21 protein-coding genes are annotated in these 25,668 nt (G+C 65.0%); 13 read left to right on the plus strand and 8 right to left on the minus strand.

The window, feature by feature from the left end; genetic code table 11:
- Positions 1 to 5 precede the first annotated feature (5 nt).
- The 8 genes from QCE63_RS09535 (at position 6) to QCE63_RS09570 (ending at position 8,390) form a co-directional block, all read left to right on the plus strand.
- The gene (locus QCE63_RS09535; protein ID WP_309832501.1) at positions 6 to 1,454 is read left to right on the plus strand and encodes a 3-oxoacyl-ACP reductase; all 1,449 of its coding nucleotides are present in this window, start codon (positions 6 to 8) and stop codon (positions 1,452 to 1,454) included.
- A gap of 14 nt (positions 1,455 to 1,468) precedes the next feature.
- Complete coding sequence (locus tag QCE63_RS09540) at positions 1,469 to 2,368, plus strand: MaoC/PaaZ C-terminal domain-containing protein (RefSeq protein ID WP_309832502.1); 900 nt, start codon at positions 1,469 to 1,471, stop codon at positions 2,366 to 2,368.
- Complete coding sequence (locus QCE63_RS09545) at positions 2,365 to 3,660, plus strand: acetyl-CoA C-acetyltransferase (RefSeq protein ID WP_309832504.1); 1,296 nt, start codon at positions 2,365 to 2,367, stop codon at positions 3,658 to 3,660. The genes QCE63_RS09540 and QCE63_RS09545 overlap by 4 nt, the downstream gene beginning before the upstream one ends.
- A 75-nt stretch (positions 3,661 to 3,735) precedes the next feature.
- The gene (locus QCE63_RS09550; RefSeq protein WP_309832505.1) at positions 3,736 to 5,481 is read left to right on the plus strand and encodes an AMP-binding protein; all 1,746 of its coding nucleotides are present in this window, start codon (positions 3,736 to 3,738) and stop codon (positions 5,479 to 5,481) included.
- 15 nt (positions 5,482 to 5,496) lie between these two features.
- On the plus strand, positions 5,497 to 6,414 hold the full coding sequence (locus tag QCE63_RS09555) for a DUF1571 domain-containing protein (RefSeq protein WP_309832506.1): 918 nt from the start codon (positions 5,497 to 5,499) through the stop codon (positions 6,412 to 6,414).
- Positions 6,415 to 6,622: 208 nt separating this feature from the next.
- Positions 6,623 to 6,865: a hypothetical protein gene (locus tag QCE63_RS09560; RefSeq protein ID WP_309832507.1), complete on the plus strand. Its 243-nt coding sequence runs from the start codon at positions 6,623 to 6,625 to the stop codon at positions 6,863 to 6,865.
- Between the two features lie 93 nt (positions 6,866 to 6,958).
- Positions 6,959 to 7,747, plus strand: coding sequence for a 5'/3'-nucleotidase SurE (surE, locus tag QCE63_RS09565; RefSeq protein ID WP_309832508.1), 789 nt, complete (start codon positions 6,959 to 6,961; stop codon positions 7,745 to 7,747).
- A 205-nt stretch (positions 7,748 to 7,952) separates the two neighbouring features.
- The gene (locus QCE63_RS09570) at positions 7,953 to 8,390 is read left to right on the plus strand and encodes a DUF2147 domain-containing protein (protein ID WP_309833756.1); all 438 of its coding nucleotides are present in this window, start codon (positions 7,953 to 7,955) and stop codon (positions 8,388 to 8,390) included.
- A 128-nt stretch (positions 8,391 to 8,518) separates the two neighbouring features.
- Here the strand turns inward: QCE63_RS09570 and QCE63_RS09575 are convergent, their stop codons facing one another.
- The 5 genes from QCE63_RS09575 to QCE63_RS09595 form a co-directional block, all read right to left on the minus strand.
- Positions 8,519 to 8,866 (minus strand): transposase, encoded by a 348-nt coding sequence (locus QCE63_RS09575; RefSeq protein WP_309832509.1) that lies wholly within the window; start codon positions 8,864 to 8,866, stop codon positions 8,519 to 8,521.
- Between the two features lie 141 nt (positions 8,867 to 9,007).
- On the minus strand, positions 9,008 to 10,105 hold the full coding sequence (gene zapE, locus QCE63_RS09580; protein ID WP_309832512.1) for a cell division protein ZapE: 1,098 nt from the start codon (positions 10,103 to 10,105) through the stop codon (positions 9,008 to 9,010).
- A gap of 104 nt (positions 10,106 to 10,209) precedes the next feature.
- Positions 10,210 to 11,640, minus strand: coding sequence for a dihydrolipoyl dehydrogenase (gene lpdA, locus QCE63_RS09585; RefSeq protein ID WP_309832513.1), 1,431 nt, complete (start codon positions 11,638 to 11,640; stop codon positions 10,210 to 10,212).
- A gap of 90 nt (positions 11,641 to 11,730) precedes the next feature.
- Positions 11,731 to 13,029: a 2-oxoglutarate dehydrogenase complex dihydrolipoyllysine-residue succinyltransferase gene (gene odhB / locus QCE63_RS09590; protein WP_309832515.1), complete on the minus strand. Its 1,299-nt coding sequence runs from the start codon at positions 13,027 to 13,029 to the stop codon at positions 11,731 to 11,733.
- Positions 13,030 to 13,113: 84 nt separating this feature from the next.
- Positions 13,114 to 15,978, minus strand: coding sequence for a 2-oxoglutarate dehydrogenase E1 component (locus tag QCE63_RS09595; protein ID WP_309832517.1), 2,865 nt, complete (start codon positions 15,976 to 15,978; stop codon positions 13,114 to 13,116).
- Between the two features lie 665 nt (positions 15,979 to 16,643).
- On the opposite strand from QCE63_RS09595, the gene QCE63_RS09600 reads away from it, so the two are divergent.
- Positions 16,644 to 16,949 (plus strand): hypothetical protein, encoded by a 306-nt coding sequence (locus tag QCE63_RS09600; protein ID WP_309832518.1) that lies wholly within the window; start codon positions 16,644 to 16,646, stop codon positions 16,947 to 16,949.
- 132 nt (positions 16,950 to 17,081) lie between these two features.
- Here QCE63_RS09600 and typA read toward each other — a convergent pair whose 3' ends face one another.
- Positions 17,082 to 18,908: a translational GTPase TypA gene (gene typA, locus QCE63_RS09605; RefSeq protein ID WP_309832520.1), complete on the minus strand. Its 1,827-nt coding sequence runs from the start codon at positions 18,906 to 18,908 to the stop codon at positions 17,082 to 17,084.
- A 335-nt stretch (positions 18,909 to 19,243) separates the two neighbouring features.
- Between typA and QCE63_RS09610 the strand changes: the two genes are divergently transcribed.
- From QCE63_RS09610 to QCE63_RS09625, 4 genes are all read left to right on the plus strand, one after another.
- On the plus strand, positions 19,244 to 19,759 hold the full coding sequence (locus QCE63_RS09610; RefSeq protein WP_309832522.1) for a MarR family transcriptional regulator: 516 nt from the start codon (positions 19,244 to 19,246) through the stop codon (positions 19,757 to 19,759).
- Between the two features lie 75 nt (positions 19,760 to 19,834).
- Positions 19,835 to 21,364 (plus strand): efflux transporter outer membrane subunit, encoded by a 1,530-nt coding sequence (locus QCE63_RS09615; RefSeq protein WP_309832523.1) that lies wholly within the window; start codon positions 19,835 to 19,837, stop codon positions 21,362 to 21,364.
- A gap of 61 nt (positions 21,365 to 21,425) precedes the next feature.
- Entirely contained in the window at positions 21,426 to 22,700 is a 1,275-nt protein-coding gene (locus tag QCE63_RS09620; RefSeq protein WP_309832525.1) for an EmrA/EmrK family multidrug efflux transporter periplasmic adaptor subunit, read from the plus strand.
- Between the two features lie 13 nt (positions 22,701 to 22,713).
- On the plus strand, positions 22,714 to 24,273 hold the full coding sequence (locus QCE63_RS09625; RefSeq protein WP_309832527.1) for a DHA2 family efflux MFS transporter permease subunit: 1,560 nt from the start codon (positions 22,714 to 22,716) through the stop codon (positions 24,271 to 24,273).
- 64 nt (positions 24,274 to 24,337) lie between these two features.
- Here QCE63_RS09625 and truB read toward each other — a convergent pair whose 3' ends face one another.
- Positions 24,338 to 25,276, minus strand: a complete 939-nt coding sequence (gene truB, locus QCE63_RS09630) for a tRNA pseudouridine(55) synthase TruB (protein WP_309832528.1) — start codon at positions 25,274 to 25,276, stop codon at positions 24,338 to 24,340.
- Between the two features lie 3 nt (positions 25,277 to 25,279).
- Positions 25,280 to 25,666 (minus strand): 30S ribosome-binding factor RbfA, encoded by a 387-nt coding sequence (gene rbfA, locus QCE63_RS09635; RefSeq protein ID WP_309832529.1) that lies wholly within the window; start codon positions 25,664 to 25,666, stop codon positions 25,280 to 25,282.
- Positions 25,667 to 25,668: the final 2 nt, after the last annotated feature.

Here is a 25,668-nt window from a genome sequence, read left to right on the forward strand (position 1 = left end):
AATCGATGAAAGACCGCTACCTCGACTTCGTCAATTCGCCTTTCGGCATGAGCATTGCCCGCTCGCTCGGGCTTCCGCGTCCCGCCCTGCTGCGCCGCCTGCGTCCGGGCGAGCCCGAGTTCCACGGTCTGGTCGCGATCGGCGCGGGCCCGTCCCCGGCTCTCTTCGACGCCCTGATGAACGTGCTGGCCGCGCTCGGCATGACGAGCGTCGCACATGCGAGCGCCGCCGGCTGGCTGCCGGTCGCCGCGCGTCACGGCGCGATGAGCGGGCGCTTCGAGCCGCGCGCGAGCGGCGCGCACAACGATGCCCGCACGGATGATCGCGTGCAGGCCTTGATCTTCGACGCAACCGGTATCGAGGACAGCGGCGAACTTCACACGCTGTATGCCTTCTTTCACGACGCGCTGCGCTCACTCGCAGGAAGCGGACGCATCGTCGTGCTGGGGCGGCCGCCCGCCACGCGCGCGCGCGTCGCCGCCGCCACCGCGCAGCACGCGCTGGAAGGTCTGGTCCGTTCGCTCGGCAAGGAAGCGCGCAACGGCATCACGTCGAACCTGCTGCGCGTGGCCGAAGGCGCGGATGTCGACGCCGCGCTGCGCTTCTTTCTCTCGCCGCGCTCCGCCTATGTGTCGGGACAGGTGATCACGCTCGATGCAGCGTCCACACCGTCTGCCGCGCCTGTCGACTGGAGCGCGCCGCTCGCGGGCCGGCGCGCGCTGGTGACGGGCGCGGCACGCGGTATCGGCTCGGCGATCGCAGCGGCGCTGGCCCGGCACGGTGCTATCGTCACCGGGCTCGATGTCGAATCCACCCGCGACGCGCTCGACCAGACCATGCTGTCGATCGAGGACGCATCGCCTTCGGGCGGCGCGCATGCGGCGCTCATCGCGGACATCGCCGCGCCCGAGGCGCCCGAGGCCATCGCCGCTGCGCTGCGGGCACAGGGCGGCATCGACATCGTCGTGCACAACGCGGGCATCACGCGCGACAAGACCATCGCGCGCATGAGCGCGGAACGCTGGGACAGCGTGCTCGACATCAACCTGCTCGCGCAGGCGCGTATCGACGAAGCGCTGCTCGCCGGGGACCTGTTGCAGCCCGGCGGACGCATCGTCGCGGTATCGTCGATCAGCGGCATCGCGGGCAATCGCGGGCAGACCAACTACGCAACCTCGAAAGCCGGCGTGATCGGCCGCGTGCACGCGCTGGCGACGCATCTGCGCGCGCGCGGCATCACGATCAACGCGGTCGCGCCGGGCTTCATCGAAACGCACATGACCGCGCGCATGCCGATCGGCGTGCGCGAAGCGGGCCGACGACTCAACTCGATGGGTCAGGGCGGCCTGCCCGTCGATGTCGCCGAGACCGTCGCCTGGCTCGCGAGCCCGGGCAGCGCGGGCATCACGGGCAACGTGGTGCGGGTGTGCGGTCAGAGCCTGATCGGCGCGTGAGGAGCCAGTCCGCCATGCACGCACCGACCCTGCCGCGCACCCGCACCGTCGTCGTCGAGACCGTGCCGCCGCCCGCCCGGCTCTACGGCCGCGCGCTGCCCGCGTTGTTCCGGCGCAGCCACGCGCCCCAACTGCCCGCCATCCGGCTCGTGCGGCCCGACGTCAAGCTCGATCCCGAGGCCATCGGCCGTTATGCGCGCGTCTGCGGCTTCATTCCCGAGCAAGGCGTGCCGCTCACCTTTCCACACGTGCTGGCGTTCCCGCTGCATCTGATGATGCTGACCGATCCGTCGTTTCCGTGGTCCGCGCTCGGCGTCGTGCATCTGTCGAACCGCGTGCACCTGCGCCGTCCGCTGATGGCGGGACAGGCGCTGCGCATCGAAGTCGAATGCGGGCCGCTGATGCCGCATCAGAAGGGTCAGGCCTTCACGCTGCACACGCGCATTTTCCGGCGCGGCGAAGCGGTCTGGGATGGCGACAGCGTCTACCTGAAGCGCGGCGTGCGCAGCGCGAGCGTTCCTGACGCGCCGGATGCAGTGGAGGCAGCCGTCCGCCCGCTGCTTGCCCGCGAGGCGCGCTGGCAACTGCCGCCGCAGCTCGGCCGGGACTACGCGAAGGCGTCCGGCGACTTCAATCCGATCCATCTGCACATGCTCACGGCGAAGGCGTTCGGCTTTCCGCGCGCGATCGCCCACGGCATGTGGACGCTGGCGCGCACGCTCGCGGCGCTGCATCCGGTCAAGACGCTGGCCGCCGGCCACGCGCACGGCGATTTCAAGACGCCGCTGTACCTGCCCGGCGAGGCGACGCTGTGGAGCGCGGCGCCCTCGCCCTTCGCGCGCGATTTTGAAGTGCGCGATCTCGCGGGCGACGTTCCGCATCTGCGCGGCCACTTCGAATGGGAGTTGCCATGAATGCCGTGCGCCGTGTTGCGATCATCGGCAGCAACCGGATTCCGTTTGCACGCGCGAATACGGCGTATGCGCAGGCGTCGAATCAGGACATGCTGAGCTTCGCGCTGCAAGGGCTCGTCGATCGCTTCGACCTGCACGGCATGCGCGCAGGCGAAGTCGCTGCCGGCGCGGTCGTCAAGCATTCGCGCGACTTCAACCTGACGCGCGAGGCCGCCCTCTCGACCACGCTCGCGCGCGAGACGCCCGCCTACGACGTGCAGCAGGCCTGCGGCACCGGCCTCGAAACGGCGATCCTGGTCGCCAACAAGATCGCGCTCGGGCAGATCGAGATGGGCATCGCGGGCGGTGTCGATACGGCCTCCGACGCGCCTGTCGCCCTGAACGAACGGATGCGGCGGATCCTGCTTGAAGCGCATCGCGGGCGCTCGGCGGGACAGCGTATCAGCGCGCTCGCGAAGCTTCGGCCCGGCATGTTCCTCAAGCCGCAATTGCCGCGCAACGCGGAGCCGCGCACCGGCCTTTCGATGGGCGAGCACTGCGAGCTGATGGCCAAGCGCTGGAAGATCTCGCGCGAGGCTCAGGACGCACTCGCGCTGGAAAGCCATATGAAGCTGGCCGCCGCCTATGCGCGCGGGTTCTTCAACGACCTGATGACGCCCTACAAGGGACTCACGCAGGACAACACGCTGCGTCCCGACCTGTCGTCCGACCGGCTTGCGCAACTGAAGCCGGTCTTCGACCGCGACGCCGGCACGCTCACCGCGGGTAATTCCACACCGCTCACCGATGGCGCCTCGGCGGTGCTGCTCGCGTCCGAGCAATGGGCGGCCGAACGCGGGCTGCCGGTGCAGGCGTTTCTAAGCTTGTCGGCGACGGCGGCCGTCGATTTCTTCGACAAGCGCGAAGGTCTGCTGATGGCGCCGGCCTACGCGGTGCCGACGATGCTGGCGCGTGCGGGCCTCACGCTGCAGGACTTCGACTTCTACGAGATTCACGAAGCGTTCGCCGCGCAGGTGCTGTGCACGCTCGCCGCATGGGAAGACGACGAATACTGCCGCACCGCGCTGGGCTTGAACGGTCCGCTCGGCGCGATCGCGCGCGAGCGTCTCAACGTGAATGGCAGCTCGCTCGCCACGGGCCATCCGTTCGCGGCGACGGGCGGACGCATCGTGGGCACGCTCGCGAAGATGCTGGCCCACGCGCCGCCGCGTGCCGACGGCAAACCGCTGCGCGGCCTGATTTCGATCTGCGCGGCGGGCGGTCAGGGCATCGTGGCGATACTGGAACGTTGAGCGGCAAGCGGCAGCAGAAGCAGAAGCAGTAAAAATAAAAGGCGCGGCGGATCAGTTGCGCCAACGGAGACACGCATGAGCCCGGGACACGCAGGACCGCGCGCGGCGTTCGAGCCGCACGCGACGGACGGCATCTGGTACGCGTCGTATCCGCCGGACGTGGCGCGCGAGATCGATCCCGAACGCTATCGCTCGCTCGCGCATTTCTTCGACGACTGCGTCGCGCGCTTTCGCGATCGCATCGCCTTCGTGAGTCTCGGCTCCGAGATGAGCTTCACGACTCTCGGCGCGCACGCGCATGCGTTCGCGTCGTATCTGCAAGAGATCGGCGTCAAGCCCGGCGATCGCGTCGCGCTGATGATGCCCAATACCCTCGCCTATCCCGTCACGCTCTTCGGCACGCTGCTCGCGGGCGCGATCGTCGTCAACGTCAATCCGCTCTATACCGTGCGCGAGCTCGGTCATCAATTGAAGGACAGCGGCGCGCAGACGGTCGTCGTATTCGAGAACTTCGCGAAGACCGTGCAGGACGCGCAGCCGGGCACGCGTCTGCGCAACGTCGTCGTGACCGGCATCGGCGACCTGCTCGGCGGCAGTCTCAATCTCAAGGGCCGCTTGTTCGATCTCATCCTCCGGCATGTCAGGAAACAGGTGCCGGCCTACGCGCTGCCCGATGCCGTGCGCCTGTCCCACGCCCTCGCGCGCGGCGCGCGGCGCCGCTTCGAGCCCGTGCGCGTGGGTCGCGGCGACCTCGCGTTCATCCAGTACACCGGCGGCACCACCGGCACCGCGAAGGGCGCGATGCTCACGCATCGGAACGTGATCGCCAACCTGCTGCAGGCGCTCGGCTGGGCGCGCAGCCGGCTGGTGGACGGGCGCGAGGTCGTCGTCACGCCCTTGCCGCTCTATCACATCTACTCGCTGACCGTGAATGCGCTGACCTTCCTCGCGATCGGCGCGCGCAACGTGCTGATCGTCAATCCGCGCGACCTGCATGCGCTGATGCGCGCGCTGCGGCACGAGGACTTCACGGCCATCACCGCGCTCAATACGCTCTACAGCGCGCTGCTGGACAACGAGGACTTTCGGCGGCGCGACTTTTCCTCGCTCAAGCTCGCGATGGCCGGCGGCATGGCGACGCAGCGCACCGTGGCCACGCGTTTCAAGGAACTGACGGGACAGACGCTCATCGAAGGCTATGGCCTGACCGAATGCGCGCCGCTCGTCTGCGCCACGCCGCTCGATGCGCACGGCACGCATGCATTCGACGGCACCATCGGGCTGCCGGTTGCCTCCACGCTGGTGCGTCTGCGTCGCGAGGACGGCGCGTGGGCAGCGGTCGATGAAGCGGGTGAACTCTGCGTGCACGGCCCGCAGGTGATGAAAGGCTACTGGAACCGGCCGGAAGACACCGCGCAAGTCATCGACGCCGATGGCTGGCTCGCCACCGGCGATATCGGCGTGATGGATGCGCGCGGCTTCATCCGTCTCATCGACCGCAAGAAGGACATGATGATCGTGTCGGGCTTCAACGTGTATCCGAACGAGATCGAGGACGTGCTCGCCGCGCATCCGAAGGTGCGCGCGGTCGCGGCGGTCGGCATGCCGGACCCGGTGACCGGCGAACGCGTCAAGGTGTTCGTCGTGAAGCGCGATGCATCGCTGACGGTGGAAGAACTGGTGAAGTTCGCCCGTTTACACCTGACCGGCTACAAGGTGCCTGCCTTCGTCGAGTTCCGCGACGCGCTGCCGCAGACGACCATCGGCAAGGTGCTGCGGCGCGAACTGCGCGAAGCCAAAGCACCCAACCCACAGGATTGATCATCGGAGAACGTGATGCCGCACACGCGACGCCGTGGCGCTTCGACCTTGCGAAACGCCTGCGCCGTGCTTCAGGCGTGTGCGGTCTTCGTCAGCGCGCTTTCATGCGCCCAGACGCCTGACGCGCCGCCCGTTGCGTCCGCCACCGCGACCGCCACCGCCGTGCTGCCGGCGAATCTCGACGCCGCTGGCCAGGCGCAATGGCTCGCGCAAGCAGCGGCGAGCGGCACGCTCACGAAGCTCGACGATGCCCCGCTCGTCGCGCTGTTCCGCGCGCTCGATCCAGGCGCCCTGCCGCGCTATCTCGAACAAGGCTTGAGTGCATTCGCATCCTACGAGTTCACGATGGTGCGGCGCGAACGCATCAAGGGCGCGTGGCCGAAGCGTGCCGATCACATGCTCGTGCGCGTCACGCGCGATCCGCTGCGCATCTATGCGCGCTGGCTGCCCGATGGCGCGCACGCGGGCCAGGAAATCATCTATGACGACTCGAAGCGCCCCGACCAGCTCTACGGCCATCTGGGCGGCTTCCTGGGCGTGTTGCCGATCTGGACGTCGGTGAACGGCGCGCTGGCGCGCTCACAGTCGAATCATTCGATCCGCGAACTGGGCGTCGAGGCGATCACCCGGCGTTTCATCGACGAGGGGCAGCGCTTCGCGGAAGCAGGCATCACGCAGCCGGCGGACATCGACGTTAAGACCGTGCGCGGCGTGCGCGTCGTGGCGCTCACCTACGAGACGCCAACCGGCCAGCCGGCGTTCTATGCGAAGAAGGAAGTGCTCGGCCTCGATCTCGAGCGCCCGTTCTTCCGCTCGCTCGAATCGTTCGACAACGACGGCGAAATCTTTGAAAGCGTGGTGTTCGAGCGCGTCGAGTCGATGCCGTTCGACGACCTCACGTTCGACCCGAAAAACCCCGACTATCACTTCTGAGCGCGACGGTCGTGCAGGCAGTGCAGTGCCCGCATAAGACGTGACATTCAATGTAACAACCGCGGCGGGCGCGGAGCGCGATTTTTAAGTCTCGCCTAAGTGTCGGCCGATAACCTGCGCGCATTCCATCGACATCACAGCACGCGCACCATCCCGGCACAGCCGGCCCCGGGCGCCGCACATCGTCATGCACACTTGAGGAAATACCATGAACTTCATCCGTCCGGCTTCGGCTCCCGTGCGAGCCATCAAGCGGCTCCTCAGCCATCACGAAATCGCCACGCTGCTCCTGCTGCTGCACGCACCCATCGACGTCATGGCAGCCACGCCGGATGTCGCCTCGCTGCAGGAATACGGCTATGTGGAAATCGTGTCGCCGGACGCGAGCGGTCCCAAAGTGCGCCTGACCGAAAACGGCAATGCCCTCCTGCGGGGTCTCGGGGTCAAGTAAGCCGGGTTGTACCGGGGAAGGCGGACGCCCCCGTCATGCGAACTCTGCAATAATCGGTCGATCAATTTCACCATCGACCAGGAGTGATTCGCGATGTCCGCCTCTTCGCCCATCTTGCAACGCGTGCTCATCACCAACGACGACGGCATCGACGCCCCCGGACTGGCTGTCCTCGAGGCCGTGGCCTCCGAACTCGGGCACGAGGTCTGGGTGATCGCGCCGGAACACGATCAGAGCGGCACCTCGCACTCCATCAGCCTGCATTCGCCGCTGCGGGTATCGCGCCGGAGCGAGCGGCGCTTCGGCGTGCAGGGCACGCCTGGCGACTGTGTCGTGATGGCCGCGCGCCACATCATGAAGGACGCGCCACCTACGCTCGTGCTGTCCGGCATCAATCGCGGCGCGAACCTCGGCGTGGAGACCATGTTCTCCGGCACCGTAGGCGCCGCGATGACAGGCTTGCTGCTCGGCTTGCCTTCCATTGCGCTCAGCCAGACCTTTCGCGATCGCGACAACGTCCGCTGGGACACGGCGCGCATGCTCGCGCCCGGTGTGATCCGTCAGTTGCTGCAAATCTCGCACGACGCGCCCACTTGCCTGAACGTCAACTTCCCCGACTGCGATGCCTCCACCGCCGGACCGCTGACGGTCACGCGCCAGGGCGTGGGTCTGGTCGAGGGCATCGACGTGGTCGCCGAGGTGGATCCGCGCGGCATCGACTATCACTGGCTGCGCTTCCAGCGCGGCCCGCGTCCGAATTCGCCCGATAGCGAGACGGCGGTCGTGAACTCCGGACGTGTCTCGGTGACGCCGCTGCACTTCGACCGCACCGACGAGCGCACCTTCGCCACGCTTCAGGCGGGACTCACGCGCACGGCCTGACGCACGGCCCGGGCTGCGGCTGGCACACGCATTCGCGCGCGCACGTCTAGAACCTTTCCTCTCGAATGCGGTGTCCGGTTTCCTTTATGCTGAGCCGGTCCGGCGGCGTGCGTGGCGCGGCCGGATGCATGGCGGCATGGTCACAAGGTCCCAATCAAAATCAGAACGAGGAGGCAACATGACCCGTTTCATCGGTCCGCGCGGCATGCGTTTCCCGCTCGGCATACTCTGCGCGATGCTGGCCGCGAGCGCGTTCGCGCAGAACGCCACGCCGGTCGGCACCTGGCAGACCATCGACGATCAAAGCGGCAAGCCGAAAGCGATCATCCAGATTGTCGACGAAGGCAACGGCCAGCTGTCCGGCAAGGTGGTGCGCGGCATCGGCGAATTCGATCAGCCGGACAAGCGTTGCACCGCCTGCACCGACGAGCGCCACGATCAACTCGTCAAGGGCATGACGATCATCACGGGCATGCGTCAGGACGGCGACACGTGGGACGGCGGACACATCCTCGACCCGGACAGCGGCAAGCTGTACAAGTGCAAGATGAAGCTCGACGACAACGGCCAGAAACTCGTGGTGCGCGGATTCATTGGCGTGTCGCTGCTCGGGCGTTCGCAGACCTGGCTGCGGCAGCCTTGAGTCAACGGGCCATGCGACGGGCCATGCCAGGGGAGTCATCTTCGAACGGCGTGGCGTTCTTCACGAGCCTCGTGCGCGCCCTGCAATCTCAAGCCGCCTGACGTTCCGCCACTTCGGCCTGCACCTCTTCAAGCGCACACGGCGCCGTGTTCGAATTCCGCCGGCACGCGCATGCGCGACATCATCAGCGTGTACAGCGATTCACCCGATGGTCCGAACAACTGCGTCATCACGCGCAACAACACGCCCGATTCATACCAGGCCTTGAAACGCCGGTGACACGTCTGATATGACGGGTACTTGCGCGGCAACGTGGACCACGACGCGCCGCTGTACATCACCCACAACACGCCATTGAGCACCGCGCGCGTGTTGGCGAGCGGCCGGCCGCGCAACTCCGAGCGCGGCCGTAGTTCGGGAAGCAGCGGCGCCACCATCTGCCATTCATCGTCGGACATATCGCGGTAGGGTTTCACGTTCATCTCTCCAATCGCTGACTGATAACCGGATTCGACAATACCGAGTCCCTGCCAGCCCGCACATCAGAGTGATCCGAATCTTGAAAATACCCTCTAGCCTTACGCCGTTTGACCGATCGCCCTTCCCCTGTTCTCTTATTAATTAAATGTAATATCCGCGACCCGGCGTGGCGCTTCGAGGTATTCCTTCGACTGCATCTCGACGATCCGCGAAACGGTGCGCGTGAATTCGTTCGCCATCGGTCCTTCGACGTACAGCTCCTCCGCAGGCACCGCGGCGGACATCAGCAGCTTGACCTTGTGGTCATAGAACACGTCGATGAGCCAGGTGAAACGGCGCGCTTCCGAGGCCATGCGCGGGCTCATCTGCGGAACGTCGGACAGGATCACCGCATGAAACCGGTTCGCCAGTTCGAGATAATCGTTCTGCGAGCGCGGACCGCCGCACAGCGTCGCGAAGTCGAACCAGACGACGCCATCCGCGCGGCGCAACGCCTTGATCTCGCGCTTCTCGATGTGCAGGATCGGGCTTTCGTCGGGCACTGCCGCGAGCTTCGCGAAATCAGCGCGCAAGGCCTCGCTCGCCGCCGCGCCGAGCGGCGTGTGATACGCCTTCACCTGCGACAGCGTGCGTTTGCGATAGTCGGTGCCGGCATCGACGTTGAGCACGTCGAGATGCTCCTTCAGCAACTCGATGGCCGGCAGCAGACGGTCGCGGTGCAGCCCTTCCGGATACAGCGTGTCCGGCTCGTAATTGGACGTCATCACGAACTGCACGCCCGCCTTGAACAGACGGTCCAGCAGGCGATAGAGGATCATCGCGTCGGCGATGTCGGACACGTGGAACTCATCGAAGCAGATCAGCCGATAGCGCTTCGCAATGCGCTTCGCGACTTCGTCGAGCGGATCGGCCTGGCCTTTCAGCTCTTCCAGCTGACGATGCACCTCGCGCATGAACTCGTGAAAGTGCAGACGCGTCTTGCGCTGCACCGGCACGACCGCGTAGAAGCTGTCCATCAGGAAGCTCTTGCCGCGCCCGACGCCGCCCCACAAGTACGCGCCGCGCGGCAACTCCGGGCGCACCAGGAACTTCTTCAGCGCGTTCGAACGGCGCGCCTTGTAGGCGACCCACTCGTCATAGCAGCGCTGCAGACGCGCGACCGCCGCGACCTGGGCCTCGTCCGATTGATAACTCCGCGTGCGCAGTTCGTTTTCGTAGTATTCGGTGACGTTCATGATGCGGCGTCTGTGCTTCGATGACGTTGAAAATGACGAAGGCGAGCGGTGTGAGCCGCTCGCCTTCGTTGCGATGCCTTGCGTAATGCCCGAAGCCGAGCTTCTTACATGTTCAGCGCGCGCTTGTCGACGGCGAGCGCCGCTTCACGCATCACTTCCGACAGCGACGGGTGCGGATGGCAGATCCGGCCGATGTCTTCCGATGCTGCCTTGAACTCCATCGCCACGACCGCTTCCGCGATCAGGTCCGATGCGTCCGCCGCAATCACATGCACGCCGAGAATCTCGTCGGTCTTCGCGTCCGCGATCATCTTGACGAAGCCTTCAGCCTTGCCGATACCCAGCGCGCGGCCGTTGGCCATCATCGGGAACTGGCCGGTCTTGATCTCGCGGCCTTCGGCCTTGAGCTGCTGTTCCGTCTTGCCGACCCACGCAATTTCCGGTTCCGTGTAGATGACCCACGGCACGCAGTTATAGTCGATATGCGGCTTCTGACCATCGATGATCTCCGCCACCGCCACGCCTTCGTCTTCCGCCTTGTGCGCGAGCATCGGGCCGCGCACCACGTCGCCAATCGCGTAGACGCCCGGCACGCTGGTCGCGCAGTGATCGTCCACGTCGATGAAGCCGCGTTCGTTGGCCTTCAGGCCAATGGCTTCCAGACCGAGGTTGTCGGTGTTCGGCACGCGGCCGATCGACACGATCAGGCGATCCGCGTCCAGCGTCTGCGCGTTGCCGGCGTTGTCCGTGTAGGCGATGGACACACCCTCGTCCGAGGTCTTCACTTCGCCGATCTTCACGCCGAGGTGAATGTCGAGACCCTGCTTCTTGAACTGCTTCGCGGCTTCCTTCGCGAGCGCTTCGTCCGCCGCGCCGAGGAACTGCGGCAGTGCTTCGAGCACCGTCACGTCCGCGCCCAGACGGCGCCACACCGAGCCGAGCTCCAGACCGATCACGCCCGCGCCGATCACGGCGAGCTTCTTCGGCACGGCGTCGAACGACAGCGCGCCTTCGTTGTCCGCGACGATCTTGTTATCGACGGGAATGTTCGGCAGATGACGCGCCTTCGAACCCGTAGCGATGATCACGTTCTTCGCCGTGACCGTTTCCGTTTCGCCTTCGCCCGACACTTCGATCTGCACGCCGGCGTCGTTCTTGCCGGTGAACTTGCCATGGCCCTTGAGCCAGGTGATCTTGTTCTTGCGGAACAGGAATTCGATGCCCTTGGTCATCTTCTCGACGATGCCGTCCTTGCGGGCAAGCATCTTCGATACGTCGAGCTTCACGTCCGACACGGTAATGCCGTGATCGGCCAGATGCTTGGACGTGTTCTCGAACTCTTCCGACGAAGCGAGCAGCGCCTTCGACGGAATGCAGCCCACATTCAGACACGTGCCGCCAAGCTTCAATGCACCCGCCGGGTTCTTCCACTTCTCGATACACGCAACTGTCTTGCCGAGCTGCGCTGCGCGAATCGCCGCGATATAGCCGCCCGGGCCCGCGCCGATCACGACGACATCAAATTCCTTGGACATGACTTTCCTTGATCGTGACTCCGCTCTTGCGGAGACGCCTTCCAGAAGGCGCGCGCGAGCCTATCGCGCGCGCCCGAAGGCACTGAGTTCTTACAGGTCCAGCAGCAGACGGGCCGGATCTTCCAGCGCGTCCTTCATCGCGACCAGCGACAGCACGGCTTCGCGGCCGTCGATGATGCGGTGGTCGTACGACATGGCGAGGTAGTTCATCGGACGGATGACGATCTGGCCGTTCTCCACGACCGCGCGTTCCTTCGTCGCGTGCACGCCAAGAATGGCGGACTGCGGCGGGTTGATGATCGGCGTCGAGAGCATGGAGCCGAACACGCCGCCGTTCGAGATGGAGAACGTGCCGCCCGTCATTTCCTCGATGGACAGCTTGCCGTCCTTCGCCTTCTGGCCGAATTCAGCGATCTTCTTCTCGATGTCGGCGAGGCTCATCTGGTCTGCGTTGCGCAGGATGGGCACCACCAGGCCGCGCGGCGAACCGACCGCGATACCGATGTCGAAGTAGCCGTGATAAACGATGTCGTTACCGTCGATCGACGCGTTCACGAGCGGGAACTTCTTCAGCGCGTGCACCGCCGCCTTCACGAAGAACGACATGAAGCCGAGCTTCACGCCGTGTTCCTTCTCGAAGCGGTCCTTGTACTTGTTGCGCAGATCCATGACCGGCGCCATGTTGACTTCGTTGAACGTCGTCAGGATGGCGTTGGTCTGCTGCGACTCGAGCAGACGCTCGGCGATACGTGCGCGCAGACGCGACATCGGCACGCGCTGTTCCGGACGGTCCTTGAGCCACTGGTCGGCCGAACCGGGTGCGCTGACTTGCGGCAGCGCCGGCTTCGCGGCCTTTGCGGGAGCGGCGGCCGGGGCTGCCTTCGCCGCCGGTGCCGGTGCCGATGCCGAAGCAGCGAGTGCGTCGCCCTTCGTGATGCGGCCGTCGCGGCCCGAGCCCGACACCTGATCCGCCGACACGCCCTTCTCGGCCAGGATCTTGGTCGCAGCCGGCGATGTAGCGCCGCCCGTCGATGCGCTGGCGGCAGCAGCCGGAGCCGCTGCAGCGGCGGCAGCCGGCTCGGCTTGCGGCGCGGGCTTCACTTCGGCGTCGCCGGCAGCGGCGGCGGCGGGTGCTTCGCCGGCCTTCGCTTCGGTGTCGATCTTGGCGATGATTTCGTCGGCGGTGACGATATCGCCGTCATGCTTGATGACTTGCGCGAGCACGCCGGCCGACGGCGCGGGCACTTCGAGCACGACCTTGTCGGTTTCGATTTCGATGAGGATTTCGTCCTGTGCGACAGCCTCGCCCGGCTTCTTCTTCCACTGCAGCATGGTGGCTTCCGAGACCGACTCGGAAAGCTGGGGAACCTTGACTTCTACGATAGCCATTTCTGTATTGTCCTGATGCGTGTTCGTGTGTGTTCGAGCGAAGAACCGGCGAGCGTGCGCTCAGCCGGTTCCTTCAAGCGATGCTTACTTCGCGACGATCTGCGCGCCCTTCAGGCGGCCGAACGCGCCTTCCACGAGCGCCTTCTGCTGCTCGTAGTGCTTCGCGTAGTAGCCGACCGCGGGCGAGGCCGAAGCCGGACGGCCGCTGTAGGCGAGCTTCATGCCGTCGCGCATGCCTTCGCGCAGATGGTGCTCGATGTAGAACCAGGCGCCCTGGTTCTGCGGCTCGTCCTGCACCCACACGACTTCCGTTGCGTTCTCGTACTTCTTGATTTCCGCGTCGAACTGCTTGTGCGCGAACGGATACAGCTGCTCGATCCGGACGATCGCGACGTCGTTCGACTTCGCTTCACGGCGATGCGCGACGATGTCGTAATACACGCGGCCCGAGCAGCAGATCACGCGCTTGACCTTCTTCGGCTCGATGCTTTCGTCCACTTCGCCGATGACCGGCTGGAACGAACCCTTCGCCAGTTCCGACAGGTCCGACACCGCTTCCTTGTGACGCAGCAGCGACTTCGGCGTGGCGATGATCAGCGGCTTGCGGAACAGGCGGATCATCTGACGGCGCAGCAAGTGGAAGATCTGCGCCGGCGTCGTGGGCTGGACCACCTGCATGTTGTGGTCCGCGCACAGTTGCAGGAAACGCTCGATACGCGCCGACGAGTGCTCCGGACCCTGGCCTTCATAGCCGTGCGGCAGCAGCATCGTGAGACCGGAGACACGGCCCCACTTCACTTCGCCCGACGAGATGAACTGGTCGATCACGACCTGCGCGCCGTTCACGAAGTCGCCGAACTGCGCTTCCCACGCGACGAACGTATTCGGCTCGGCGGTCGAATAGCCGTACTCGAAGCCGAGCACGGCTTCTTCGGACAGCACGGAGTCGATCACATTGAACTTGGCCTGGCCTTCCGCGATGTTCTGCAGCGGAATGTAGGTGCCGTCGTTCCAGCGCTCGCGGTTCTGGTCGTGCAGCACCGCGTGGCGGTGCGTGAACGTGCCGCGGCCCGAGTCCTGGCCCGTCAGACGCACGGCATAGCCCGAAGCCACCAGCGACGCTAACGCAAGATGCTCGCCCATGCCCCAGTCGAGCTTGCTTTCGCCAAGACCCATGGCGCGGCGGTCGTTGATGACGCGCTCGACCAGCGGGTGAACCTTGAAGTTGTCCGGAATCGTCGTGATGCGCTCGGCCAGACGCTTGAGTTCCGCGAGCGGCACGGCGGTGTCGGCTGCGTCGGTCCACTTGCGGTTCAGGAACGGCACCCAGTCGACTGCGTACTTGCTCTTGTAGTTCGAGAGCACCGGATCCACCGTATGGTGGCCTTCGTCCATCGCCTGGCGGTATTCCTTGATGAAGTTGTCCGCGTCCGTGGCCGTGATGACGCCCTGCTGCACCAGCTTCTCGGCGTAGACGGCGCGCGTGCCCGGATGCTTCGCGATGGTCTTGTACATCAGCGGCTGCGTGACCGCCGGCGTGTCCTGCTCGTTGTGACCCAGCTTGCGGAAGCAGATGATGTCGACGACCACGTCCTTGTGGAACTTCATGCGGAAGTCGATGGCCAGCTGCGTAGCCAGCACGACCGCTTCCGGGTCGTCGCCGTTCACGTGCAGCACCGGCGCTTCGATCATCTTGACCACGTCCGAGCAATACAGCGTGGAGCGCGCATCGCGCGGGTCCGACGTCGTGAAGCCGATCTGGTTGTTGATGACGATATGCAGCGTGCCGTGCGTGCCGTAGCCGCGCGTCTGCGCGAGGTTCAGCGTTTCCATCACGACGCCCTGGCCGGCGAATGCGGCGTCGCCGTGCACTTGCACCGGCAGCACTTGCAGGCCTTCATCGTCGCCGCGACGGTCCATACGCGCCTTCGCCGAACCCTCGACCACCGGGTTCACGATTTCCAGGTGCGACGGGTTGAATGCGAGCGACAGGTGGACCGGGCCGCCTTCGGTGGAGACGTCCGACGAGAAGCCCTTGTGGTACTTGACGTCGCCGGCCGGCAGGTCATCGACGTGCTTGCCTTCGAATTCGGCGAACAGGTCCGCCGGCATCTTGCCGAGCGTGTTGACCAGCACGTTCAGGCGGCCGCGGTGAGCCATCGCGATGACGATTTCCTGCACGCCGCTCTTGCCGCCGTGACGCACGACTTCGTCCATCGACGCGATGAAGCTCTCGCCGCCTTCCAGCGAGAAGCGCTTCTGGCCGACGTACTTCGTGTGCAGGAAGCGCTCGAGGCCTTCGGCGGCCGTCAGGCGATTCAGGATGTGCTTCTTCTTGTCGTTCGAGAAGTCCGGCGTGGAACGGATGGATTCCAGCTTTTCCTTCCACCAGCGCTTCTGTTCCGGATCGCTGATGTACATGTACTCGGCGCCGATCGTGCCGCAGTACGTGTCGCGCAACGCCTTGACGATGTCGCGCAGCGAAGCCTGCTCGAAACCGAAGTACAGGTTGGTCGCGTTGAACACCTGGTCCATGTCGGCTTCAGTGAAGTCGTAGAAACCGGGTTCGAGTTCGGGAATGGCGGGACGCTCGCGGCGCTTGAGCGGGTCGAGATTGGCCCACTGCGAGCCGAGGAAGCGATAGGCGCCAATCAATGACTGGACGTAGACCTGCTTGCGTGCAGTGGTGAGGTCGCCGGTGCTGGCGCTCTCGCGCGGCAGGAAGGCATTGGCCTTCGCGCGCTGGGCGAACGATTCGACGATGGGGCCGTGGGCCACGTCGTTGTGTGCCGTGCCGTCGGAGGCGGGCACGTTCTGCAACGCGTCGAAATAGGCGCGCCAGGTCTCGGGCACTGACGCAGGATTATCGAGATATTGCTCGTACAACTCTTCGACGTACGGAGCATTGCCGCCGAACAGATAAGAGTTCGACTGGAATTGCTTCATCATTTTACGCTCACCTTTCTTCGAGTTTCTCGAGGAAGTGCGGGTTACAAAACCTTCCGCGCCACGGCCTGACCGTTTAGCGGATTGCGCGAATCAAGTCTGCTTGGAAGGACCTAATAGCACTAGCTAATCTGAGAAGCATAGCACAGAACACCATTGCTCTGAAGTTCAGGAAGCCCGCAAACGCTTGTCCCATGCCGATGACCGGATTTGCAAGCGGCACTTTGCCGTTGCTTGCCGCCGCTTTCGACGCATGCCCGACGCGCATGGCGCGATATCGGATTGACACCGCGACCGACCTCAAGCTTTGCACACTGAACTGCCCGGGCGACTCTGTCGCGACGGGTCGGAACGCACGATGGGCCGGGCATTCCCGGCTCTGACGCATCCGGATCGCAACCAACGCACGCAATGTGCTACAGGAGTGAATATGCTATCCAGCCTCAATTTTTCAAATGCTTCGTCCCAGTCTTATCAAGGCATGGCGGGCGGTCCGCTTGTGCCGCCGGTCTTCACCAGCCGGTCGAGTTCCACGCAGTCGTCGTCTTCCGACACCGGCAGCAACTATTCGACCTCGTCCACCTCGTCGGTCAGCGCGCCGCCGACTTCTTATCCATGGATGGACCGCTTTCTACGGCTCGCACTCCAACACGGATGAGTTCTCGTCGATGATGAACGACCCGAATGTGGTGGCCCAGATGCGGGACGCGGCGGTGGACCGGGCGGGGCAGATTCTCGCGGCACACGGCGCACAGCAGCAAGTTACACCGCAGATCATCCAGCCGCAGATTGTTCAACCGCAGATCGTCCAGCCACAGATCGCACAACCGCAGGACACGCAGGCTCAGGCTCCCGCCGAGCAGCAGACCCAGGGACCGCTGGCGGCAGCGTTCCATGATGTGGCGAACCTGGCGCAACACGCCCTGCAGGCCGTTTTCCAGCCCTTGGCCGGACTCTCTGATCTGGTGAAATAACCCGCCGCGCGACGGCTCGGTAGCAAAGCGATCGCACATGCTTCGAGCCTGAGACAAAAAAACCCGACGGTGCATGACGCACCGCCGGGTTTTCATGATTCGCCACGCGCCGCAATCGCGACGCGCGTCTTGTTACTCAGCGTTGGCTTCGCGGCTCGCGCGGCGACGCTCGTGTTCCTTCAGATGACGCTTGCGCAGACGGATGTTTTGCGGCGTGACTTCGACCAGCTCGTCGTCGTCGATGAACTCGACCGCGTATTCCAGCGACATCGAAATAGGCGGCACGAGGCGCACGGCTTCGTCGGTGCCCGAGGCGCGCACGTTCGTCAGCTGCTTGCCCTTGATCGGGTTCACGACGAGGTCGTTGTCGCGGCTGTGGATGCCGATGATCATGCCTTCATAGAGCGCATCGCCCGGCGACACGAACATGCGGCCGCGATCCTGCAGCTTCCACAGTGCATAGGCGACAGCCGCGCCGTCGTCCTGCGAGATCAGCACGCCGTTGCGGCGCTCGCCCACCGAGCCTTCCTTGACGGGCGCATACGAATCGAACGTGTGGCTCATCAGGCCCGTGCCGCGCGTGAGCGTCAGGAACTCGCTCTGGAAGCCGATCAGGCCGCGTGCCGAGATCTTGTACTCGAGACGCGTGCGGCCACGGCCGTCGGACGTCATGTCGAGCATTTCGCCCTTGCGACGGCCCAGCTCTTCCATCACGCCGCCCTGATGCTGGTCTTCGATATCCACCGTCAGGTTCTCGTACGGCTCGCACTTCACGCCGTCGATCTCCTGCAGCACCACGCGCGGACGCGACACCGCGAGTTCATAGCCTTCACGGCGCATGTTCTCGACCAGAATCGTCAGATGCAGTTCGCCGCGGCCCGACACTTCGAATGTGGTTTCGTCGCCGGTGTCCTTCACGCGCAGCGCGACGTTGTGATTCAGTTCCTTCGTCAGACGGTCGCGAATCTGGCGGCTCGTCACGAACTTGCCTTCCTTGCCCGCGAGCGGCGACGAATTCACGAGGAAGTTCATCGTCAGCGTGGGTTCGTCGACGGTGATCATCGGCAGCGCGTCGGGCTGCTCCGGCGAGCAGATGGTCACGCCAATGCCGATTTCCTCGATGCCGTTGATCAGCACGATGTCGCCGGCCTGCGCTTCCTCGACCTGCACGCGCTCGAGGCCGTGGAACGACAGCACCTGGTTGATCTTGCGGTTCAGAATCGCGCCGTCCGGACCCGAACGCACCGCCACCTGCATGCCGGGGCGGATACGGCCGCGCGCCACACGGCCCACGCCGATACGGCCCACATACGAGTTGTAGTGGAGCGAGGTGATCTGGAGTTGCAGCGGACCGTCCGGGTCGGCCGGACGGACGGGAACGTGCTCGAGAATGGCTTCGAACAGCGGACGCATCGTGCCTTCGCGCACTTCCGGATTCAGGTCGGCGTAGCCGTTCAGGCCCGACGCGTAGACGATCGGGAAGTCGAGCTGTTCTTCGGTGGCGCCGAGCTTGTCGAACAGGTCGAACGTCTGGTTGATCACCCAGTCGATACGCGCGCCCGGACGGTCCACCTTGTTGATCACGACAATCGGCTTCAGACCGAGCGCAAGCGCCTTCTTCGTGACGAAGCGCGTCTGGGGCATCGGGCCTTCGACGGCGTCGACCAGCAGCAGCACGGAATCGACCATCGACAGCACGCGCTCGACTTCACCGCCGAAGTCCGCGTGTCCCGGCGTGTCGACGATATTGATGTGCGTGCCTTCGTATTCGACGGCGCAATTCTTGGCCAGAATCGTGATGCCGCGTTCCTTTTCGATGTCGTTCGAGTCCATGACCCGTTCGGCGACCTGCTGATTTTCCCGGAACGTGCCCGACTGGCGGAGCAACTGGTCGACGAGCGTGGTCTTGCCGTGGTCGACGTGGGCAATGATGGCGATATTGCGGAGGGCGCGAGTCATATAGAGGTATCTTGGTTGTGCGCCGTCGAGCGAATCCCCGAATCCCGTTCAAGGGATAGGCGAGACTTCTTGGCCCGGCAGCCCCTCAAGAACCGTCATGCAAGCATGACTTCGCGGGCTCGGCGCGGTGAGAACCGTAAATTATAGCACGCACAAATGTCGTTCCCTCGCAATAGGACGCAACCCGGGACGTCTCCACGTGGTTTTCGCGGCCCCGCCCTCATGCCGTGCGGCCCCACAATCGTTAAGCATTTTCCGAAAAACATTCTTGCAGCACAAGAGACGCTTACTTATAATCCTGCCTAGTCAACTATTGCAAGCGCACCCAGTTTTTCATGAGCGACGCCCCGAAAGCCATCCCGATCAGTGAATACGTGCTCAACGAGAGCGTCGGGTATCTGATCGGCCGCGTGCGCTCGACCATGGGAAACATGGTCACGCAGCACACTACGTCCGAACTCGGCATCACCAGCACGCAGGCCAGCATTCTCTTCATGCTGGCGGTCGGCAAATGCGTGACAGCGGCCGATATCGCTCGCGAATACGGCATCGACGCCAGCGCGGTCACGCGCCTGATCGACCGGCTGGAGAAGCGCGGATTGCTGTCGCGGGTGCGTAGCGAGGAGGACCGGCGCGTCGTGCGGCTCGCGCTGACCGACGAAGGCCAGGCCACCGCCGAACGCGTACCGGCCATCTTCACGCACGTGCTCGATCACCTGCTCACCGGCTTCACGCCCGAGGAAGCAGGCTTCCTGAAAAGCATGCTCCGGCGCATCCTCGCGAACTCGTGTGATCCGTCGGTAGCCGGACTGGCCTGCGCCGGCGACCGAGCCGGCAGTTCCTTGCGATGACAAGCAAATCGCCGATCGCCAGTCCGCAAACTGATTGCAATGTCCATTATTGATGTTCATCTCGAGAGACGGGAAATGAAACACCTCTCCTTGTCCGCGCTTCGCTCCGGAGCCCGGCCGCTCAGCCGCGCCAGAAGCGCAGCCGCGGCCGCGGCGGCCGCCTTCGTGGTGGCGGGCTGCGCGAACTACGCCGGCATTTCCAGCGACAAGACCATCGCCACGCCCGACAACTTCGCGGCGACCCAGAGCGTCCCCGGCCAAGGCGGCCAGTGGCCGACGCTCGACTGGGCCAAACAGTTCGGCGATCCGCAACTGCCGCAGCTGATCGACGAAGCGCTCGCCGACAGCCCGAGCATCGCGCAGGCGCAGTCGCGCATCGCGAAGGCGTCGTCGTACATCGAAAGCTCGCGCTCGGCGCTGTATCCGAAGGTCAATGGCTCCTATTCGTGGACCCGCGAACTCTATTCGGGCAATGCCCTCTTCCCGCCGCCCTACGGCGGCACGTGGTTCAGCGAGAACAACGTGCTGGCCAGCGCTTCGTGGGATCTCGACCTCTGGGGCAAGAACCGCGCACGGCTGAATCAGGCGGTTTCGCAGCAGAAGGCGGCCGAAGCCGACATGCAGCAGGCGCGCGTGACGCTCGCGGCGTCGGTGGCGCGGACCTATAACCAGCTCGCGCTGCTCTACGCGCTGCGCGACGTCGCCGCGCGCGAGATCGCCAACCGCCAGAATGTCGGGCGCATCACGGACGGGCGCGTCGCGGCCGGCATCGATACGAACGTCGAGCGCCGCACTGCGGAAGGCAATGTCGCGACGAGCCAGACGAATCTCTCCGAACTGGACGGCCAGATCGAATCGGTGCGCTATCAGATCGCCGCGCTGCTCGGCAAGGGTCCGGACCGCGGCCTGCAGATCGCGAGACCCGCGCTCGACCCGAAAGTGGACGTGATCCTGCCCGACAACGTGCCCGCCGATCTCGTGGCGCGCCGCCCGGATATCGTCGCCGCGCGCTGGCAGGTGGAAGCCGCGACGCACAACATCAAGGAAGCGAAGGCCGAGTTTTTCCCGGACATCAACCTCGCGGCGGGCTTCGGCTTCGATGCGTTCGGCTGGGGCCGCTTCCTGCAATCGAGCAGCCGCCAGATCCAGGCGGGTCCGGCCGTGCATCTGCCGATCTTCGACGCCGGCGCCCTGCGCGCCCAGTTGAAGGGCCGTTACGCCGACTTCGAGGGCGATGTCGCGAACTACAACCAGACGCTGATCAACGCGATGAACGACGTGGCCACCAACATTACGGCCATCCGCTCGCTCAACAAGCAGACGGCTGACGCGCAGCGCGCCCTGACGGCCGCGGAGAGCGCCTATCAGCTCGCCGTGATCCGCTACAAGGCGGGACTGTCGCCGCAGTTGCAGGTGCTGAACGCCGACTCGAACCGGCTCGCCAACGAGCAGACCGTGACCAATCTGCGCCTGAAACGCACCGACTTGCAGATCGCGCTGATCAAGTCGCTCGGCGGCGGCTTCGACGCCACCAGCAGCAATCTCGCGATCGACGGCAGCGGCCAGCAGCAGGCGGCGAATCAGGCCACGGCGCCGGCGCAATAAGCGCCAAGTCCCGCACACCGAATACGCATCAGGACATAACAGGAATACTCGGAGTCATTTCATGAGCGACCCTCAACAAAACGCCGCGGCCGCGCCCGCGCAGAAAGCGGGCAACGGCAAACGCCGCCGGCTGATGACGCTGATCGTGCTCGTCGTCATCCTCGCGGCCGTCGCGTACGGGCTGTACTACTTCCTCGTCGCGCGCTTCCACGAGAGCACCGACGACGCCTATGTGAACGGCAATGTCGTGCAGATCACGCCGCAGGTCGTGGGCACGGTCATCTCCGTGAATGCGGACGACACGCAGACCGTGAAGATCGGCGACCCGCTGGTCGCGCTCGATCCGGCGGATTCGAAGGTCGCGCTCGATCAGGCGGAAGCGAACCTCGCGCAGACCGTGCGCCAGGTCCGCACCTTCTTCGTCAACAACAACCAGTACGAAGCGCAGATCGCGCTGCGCCGCTCGGACCTCCAGCGCGCACAGGACGACCTGAAGCGCCGCATGATGGTCGCGCAGACCGGCGCCGTGTCGCAGGAAGAGATCTCCCATGCGCGCGACGCCGTGCGCGGCGCACAGGCTTCACTCGATGCCGCCCAGCAGGAACTGGCGTCCAACCGCTCGCTGACCGCGAACACGACCATCGCCGATCATCCGAACGTGCTGGCCTCCGCCGCGAAGGTGCGTGACGCGTACATCAACTTCGCGCGCAACACGCTGCCGGCGCCGGTGACGGGCTATGTGGCGAAGCGTTCGGTGCAGGTCGGCCAGCGCGTCTCGCCGGGCAATCCGCTGATGGCCATCGTTCCGCTGAACGCCGTGTGGGTCGACGCGAACTTCAAGGAAGTGCAGCTGAAGCACATGCGCATCGGCCAGCCGGTCGAACTCACGGCCGACCTGTACGGCTCGGGCGTCGTGTTCCATGGCAAGGTGGTCGGCTTCTCGGCGGGCACGGGCTCGGCCTTCTCGCTGCTGCCCGCGCAGAACGCGACGGGTAACTGGATCAAGGTCGTGCAGCGCCTGCCGGTGCGTATCGAACTCGATCCGAAGGAACTCGAGCAGCATCCGCTGCGCATCGGCCTGTCGATGGACGTCGACGTGACCATCAAGAACGACCAGGGCGGCCAGCTCGGCAACGCGCAGAACACGGTCTACCAGACCAACGTGTTCGACAAGTACGGCGCGGAAGCGGATCAGGAAATCGCGCGCATCATCCAGCAGAACGCGGGTACGGGCACGGGTTCGCAGGGCACGGCGTCATCGACGTCTTCGACTTCGTCGGCCAAGCCGCGCGGCGGCAAGGCGACCCAGTCCGCCTCGGCCACCAAGCTGATGTAAGCGGGCGCGCGTCATGTCTTCGCAAAACGTCGTCCATCCGCCGCTGTCGGGCGCGAAGCTCGTCATCGGCACGATCGCCGTGTCGCTCGCGGTCTTCATGAACGTGCTCGACACGTCGATCGCGAACGTCTCGATTCCGTCGATCTCGGGCGACCTCGGCGTGGCATCGGACCAGGGCACGTGGGTCATCACGTCGTTCGCCGTCGCCAACGCGATCTCGGTGCCGCTCACCGGCTGGCTCACGCAGCGCGTGGGCCAGGTGCGGCTGTTCCTCGGCTCGATCATCCTGTTCGTGATTGCGTCCTGGCTGTGCGGCCTCGCGCCGACGCTGCCCTTCCTGCTCGCCGCGCGCGTGCTGCAAGGCGCCGTGGCCGGGCCGATGATCCCGCTGTCGCAGACGCTCCTGCTCGCGAGCTATCCACGCGAGAAGGCGCCGGTGGCGCTGTCGATGTGGTCGATGACCACGCTCATCGCGCCGGTCGCCGGGCCGATTCTCGGCGGCTGGATCTCGGACAACATCTCCTGGCCGTGGATTTTCTACGTGAACATCCCGGTGGGGATCGTCGCGGCCGGCGCGACCTTCGCAATCTTCCGCGACCGCGACTCGGCGATCCGCAAGGCGCCGATCGATTCGGTCGGCCTGGCGCTGCTCGTGATCTGGGTGGGCTCGCTGCAGGTCATGCTCGACAAGGGCAAGGATCTCGACTGGTTCAACTCCACGACGATCGTCGTGCTCGCGCTGGTCGCGGTGATCGCGTTTGCGTTCTTCATCGTGTGGGAGCTGACGGCCGAGCATCCGGTGGTCGACCTGTCGCTGTTCGCGCTGCGCAACTTCTCGGGCGGGACGATCGCGCTGTCGGTCGGCTACGGGCTGTACTTCGGGAATCTGGTGCTGTTGCCGCTGTGGCTGCAGACGGTCATCGGCTATACCGCGACCGATGCGGGGCTCGTGATGGCGCCGGTCGGACTGTTCGCGGTGCTGCTCTCGCCGATCACCGGCAAGTTCCTGCCGCGCACCGATCCGCGCCGCATCGCGACGGCTGCGTTCATCGTCTTCGCGCTGTGTTTCTGGATGCGTTCGCGCTATACCACGGGCGTCGATACCTGGGCGCTGACCTTGCCGACGCTGATCCAGGGCATCGCGATGGCGGGCTTCTTCATCCCGCTCGTGTCCATCACGCTGTCGGGTCTGCCGGGGCACCGGATTCCGGCGGCGTCGGGGCTCTCGAACTTCGTGCGGATCATGTGCGGCGGCATCGGCACGTCGATCTTCTCGACGGCGTGGGAGCACCGGACCATCGTGCATCACGTGCAACTGACGGAACAGGCGAACGCCTTCAATCCGAACTTCACAAACTCCATGCAGCAACTGCACGGCATGGGACTCTCGCAGGAGCAGACCTACGGCCTGTTCAACAGCATGGCGACCCAGCAGGCCGCGCAGCTCGGGGTGAACGACATGTTCTATATCTCAGCGGGGATCTTCATTGCGCTGATCGCGCTGATCTGGATCACGCGGCCCGAACGCTCGGGCGGTGGAGATTCAGCAGCGGCGGCATCGGCTGCGCATTGAGCGCGCTGCGGGTGCTTTGAGTGCTGCAATGACAAAAGCCTGGATGAGAATCCAGGCTTTTTCTTTATTGCGCCGTGACGATCAACCGTTCCGGCGCCAGCACGCCCTCGCCGGCGCGCGCCACGCCCAATAGCCGTCCGTCGTCCTGCGCGTAGACCCGCACGCGTCCGTCATCGAATGGCGTGGAGGCAAGGTCCGCGAGCCGCAGCCGCTGGCCGTGCAGGAAGCGCTTCGCCGCGTCACCGTCGAGGCGAATCTCGGGGAAAGTGGACAGCAGCGCATCCACCGGCTGAAGCCGCTCGTCGCGCTGCGCTTCGCTCAAACTGGCGAGCGCATCGAGCGTGACCGCGTGTTCGAGCGTCAGCGCGCCCACGCCCGTGCGCCGCAGCGCCGTCAGATGCGCTCCGCAACCCAGCGTCTCGCCGATGTCCTCGGCAAGCGTGCGCACGTATGTCCCCTTGCTGCACGTCACGCGGAACGTCACGAGCGGCAACGCACAGGCGATCATCTGCAACGCGTGAATCGTCACCGGACGTCCCTCGCGCTCCACCGTCTGACCCGCGCGCGCGTATTCGTAGAGCGGCTTGCCGTCGCGCTTGAGCGCCGAGTACATCGGCGGGATCTGCACGATGTCGCCCAGAAACTGCTGCATCGCGTCGATCACAGCCGCTTCATCGCAGTTCACGTCGCGCGTCTGCACGGCCTCGCCCTCGGCGTCGCCCGTGGTCGTGCGCACGCCCAGGCGCATGGTCGCCTCGTAGGTCTTGTCGGCTTCCAGCAGATCCTGCGAGAACTTCGTCGCCTCGCCGAAACACAAGGGCAGCAGGCCGGTTGCAAGCGGATCGAGCGTGCCCGTATGGCCGGCCTTCTTCGCCAGATAAATGCGCTTTGCCTTGATCAGCGCGTCGTTGCTCGATAGCCCGAGCGGCTTGTCCAGCAGCAGCACGCCATCCAGCGCGCGGCGCGGAAGCTTCGGCCGCGCCTGTTTCTCCGAACCGCTCATGGGTTACGCGCCTTCCTGACCGTCGTCGGCGTCTTTCGCGCGCGTCGCGTTCGCTTCGTCGATCAGGCGCGACATCTCCACCGCCCTCTCGATCGTCTTGTCGTAGTGGAAATGCAGCGTCGGCACGGTGTGGATGTGCAGGCGCTTGAACAGCAGGTTGTGCAGATGCCCGGCCGCGTGATTCAACCCTTCCTGGGTCTGTTGCGGATCGCCGGTGAGCGTCGTGAAAAATACTTTCGCGTGCGCGTAGTCGGGCGTGAGTTCGACGCTTTGAATCGTCACGAGCCCGATGCGCGGGTCCTTCACCTCGCGCATCAGCGCCGACAGGTCGCGTTGAATCTGGTCCGCAATCTGCACGTTGCGATTGGGGGAAGACTTGCGTTTAGCCATGA

Origin of the sequence: Caballeronia sp. LZ065 (genome assembly GCF_031450975.1) — a bacterium.
Classification (GTDB): Bacteria; Pseudomonadota; Gammaproteobacteria; order Burkholderiales; family Burkholderiaceae; genus Caballeronia.

Excerpts from the sequence above, each read along its gene's own strand:
- surE (WP_309832508.1), top strand. The coding sequence starts at position 6,959 with ATGTCCGCCTCTTCGCCCATCTTGCAACGCGTGCTCATCACCAACGAC.
- lpdA (WP_309832513.1), bottom strand. The coding sequence starts at position 11,640 with ATGTCCAAGGAATTTGATGTCGTCGTGATCGGCGCGGGCCCGGGCGGC.
- QCE63_RS09570 (WP_309833756.1), top strand. The coding sequence starts at position 7,953 with ATGCGTTTCCCGCTCGGCATACTCTGCGCGATGCTGGCCGCGAGCGCG.
- QCE63_RS09535 (WP_309832501.1), top strand. The coding sequence starts at position 6 with ATGAAAGACCGCTACCTCGACTTCGTCAATTCGCCTTTCGGCATGAGC.
- QCE63_RS09625 (WP_309832527.1), top strand. The coding sequence starts at position 22,714 with ATGTCTTCGCAAAACGTCGTCCATCCGCCGCTGTCGGGCGCGAAGCTC.
- QCE63_RS09595 (WP_309832517.1), bottom strand. The coding sequence starts at position 15,978 with ATGATGAAGCAATTCCAGTCGAACTCTTATCTGTTCGGCGGCAATGCT.
- zapE (WP_309832512.1), bottom strand. The coding sequence starts at position 10,105 with ATGAACGTCACCGAATACTACGAAAACGAACTGCGCACGCGGAGTTAT.
- QCE63_RS09610 (WP_309832522.1), top strand. The coding sequence starts at position 19,244 with ATGAGCGACGCCCCGAAAGCCATCCCGATCAGTGAATACGTGCTCAAC.
- odhB (WP_309832515.1), bottom strand. The coding sequence starts at position 13,029 with ATGGCTATCGTAGAAGTCAAGGTTCCCCAGCTTTCCGAGTCGGTCTCG.
- typA (WP_309832520.1), bottom strand. The coding sequence starts at position 18,908 with ATGACTCGCGCCCTCCGCAATATCGCCATCATTGCCCACGTCGACCAC.
- QCE63_RS09555 (WP_309832506.1), top strand. The coding sequence starts at position 5,497 with ATGCCGCACACGCGACGCCGTGGCGCTTCGACCTTGCGAAACGCCTGC.
- QCE63_RS09560 (WP_309832507.1), top strand. The coding sequence starts at position 6,623 with ATGAACTTCATCCGTCCGGCTTCGGCTCCCGTGCGAGCCATCAAGCGG.
- QCE63_RS09600 (WP_309832518.1), top strand. The coding sequence starts at position 16,644 with ATGATGAACGACCCGAATGTGGTGGCCCAGATGCGGGACGCGGCGGTG.
- QCE63_RS09540 (WP_309832502.1), top strand. The coding sequence starts at position 1,469 with ATGCACGCACCGACCCTGCCGCGCACCCGCACCGTCGTCGTCGAGACC.
- QCE63_RS09620 (WP_309832525.1), top strand. The coding sequence starts at position 21,426 with ATGAGCGACCCTCAACAAAACGCCGCGGCCGCGCCCGCGCAGAAAGCG.
- QCE63_RS09550 (WP_309832505.1), top strand. The coding sequence starts at position 3,736 with ATGAGCCCGGGACACGCAGGACCGCGCGCGGCGTTCGAGCCGCACGCG.
- rbfA (WP_309832529.1), bottom strand. The coding sequence starts at position 25,666 with ATGGCTAAACGCAAGTCTTCCCCCAATCGCAACGTGCAGATTGCGGAC.
- QCE63_RS09615 (WP_309832523.1), top strand. The coding sequence starts at position 19,835 with ATGAAACACCTCTCCTTGTCCGCGCTTCGCTCCGGAGCCCGGCCGCTC.
- QCE63_RS09545 (WP_309832504.1), top strand. The coding sequence starts at position 2,365 with ATGAATGCCGTGCGCCGTGTTGCGATCATCGGCAGCAACCGGATTCCG.
- truB (WP_309832528.1), bottom strand. The coding sequence starts at position 25,276 with ATGAGCGGTTCGGAGAAACAGGCGCGGCCGAAGCTTCCGCGCCGCGCG.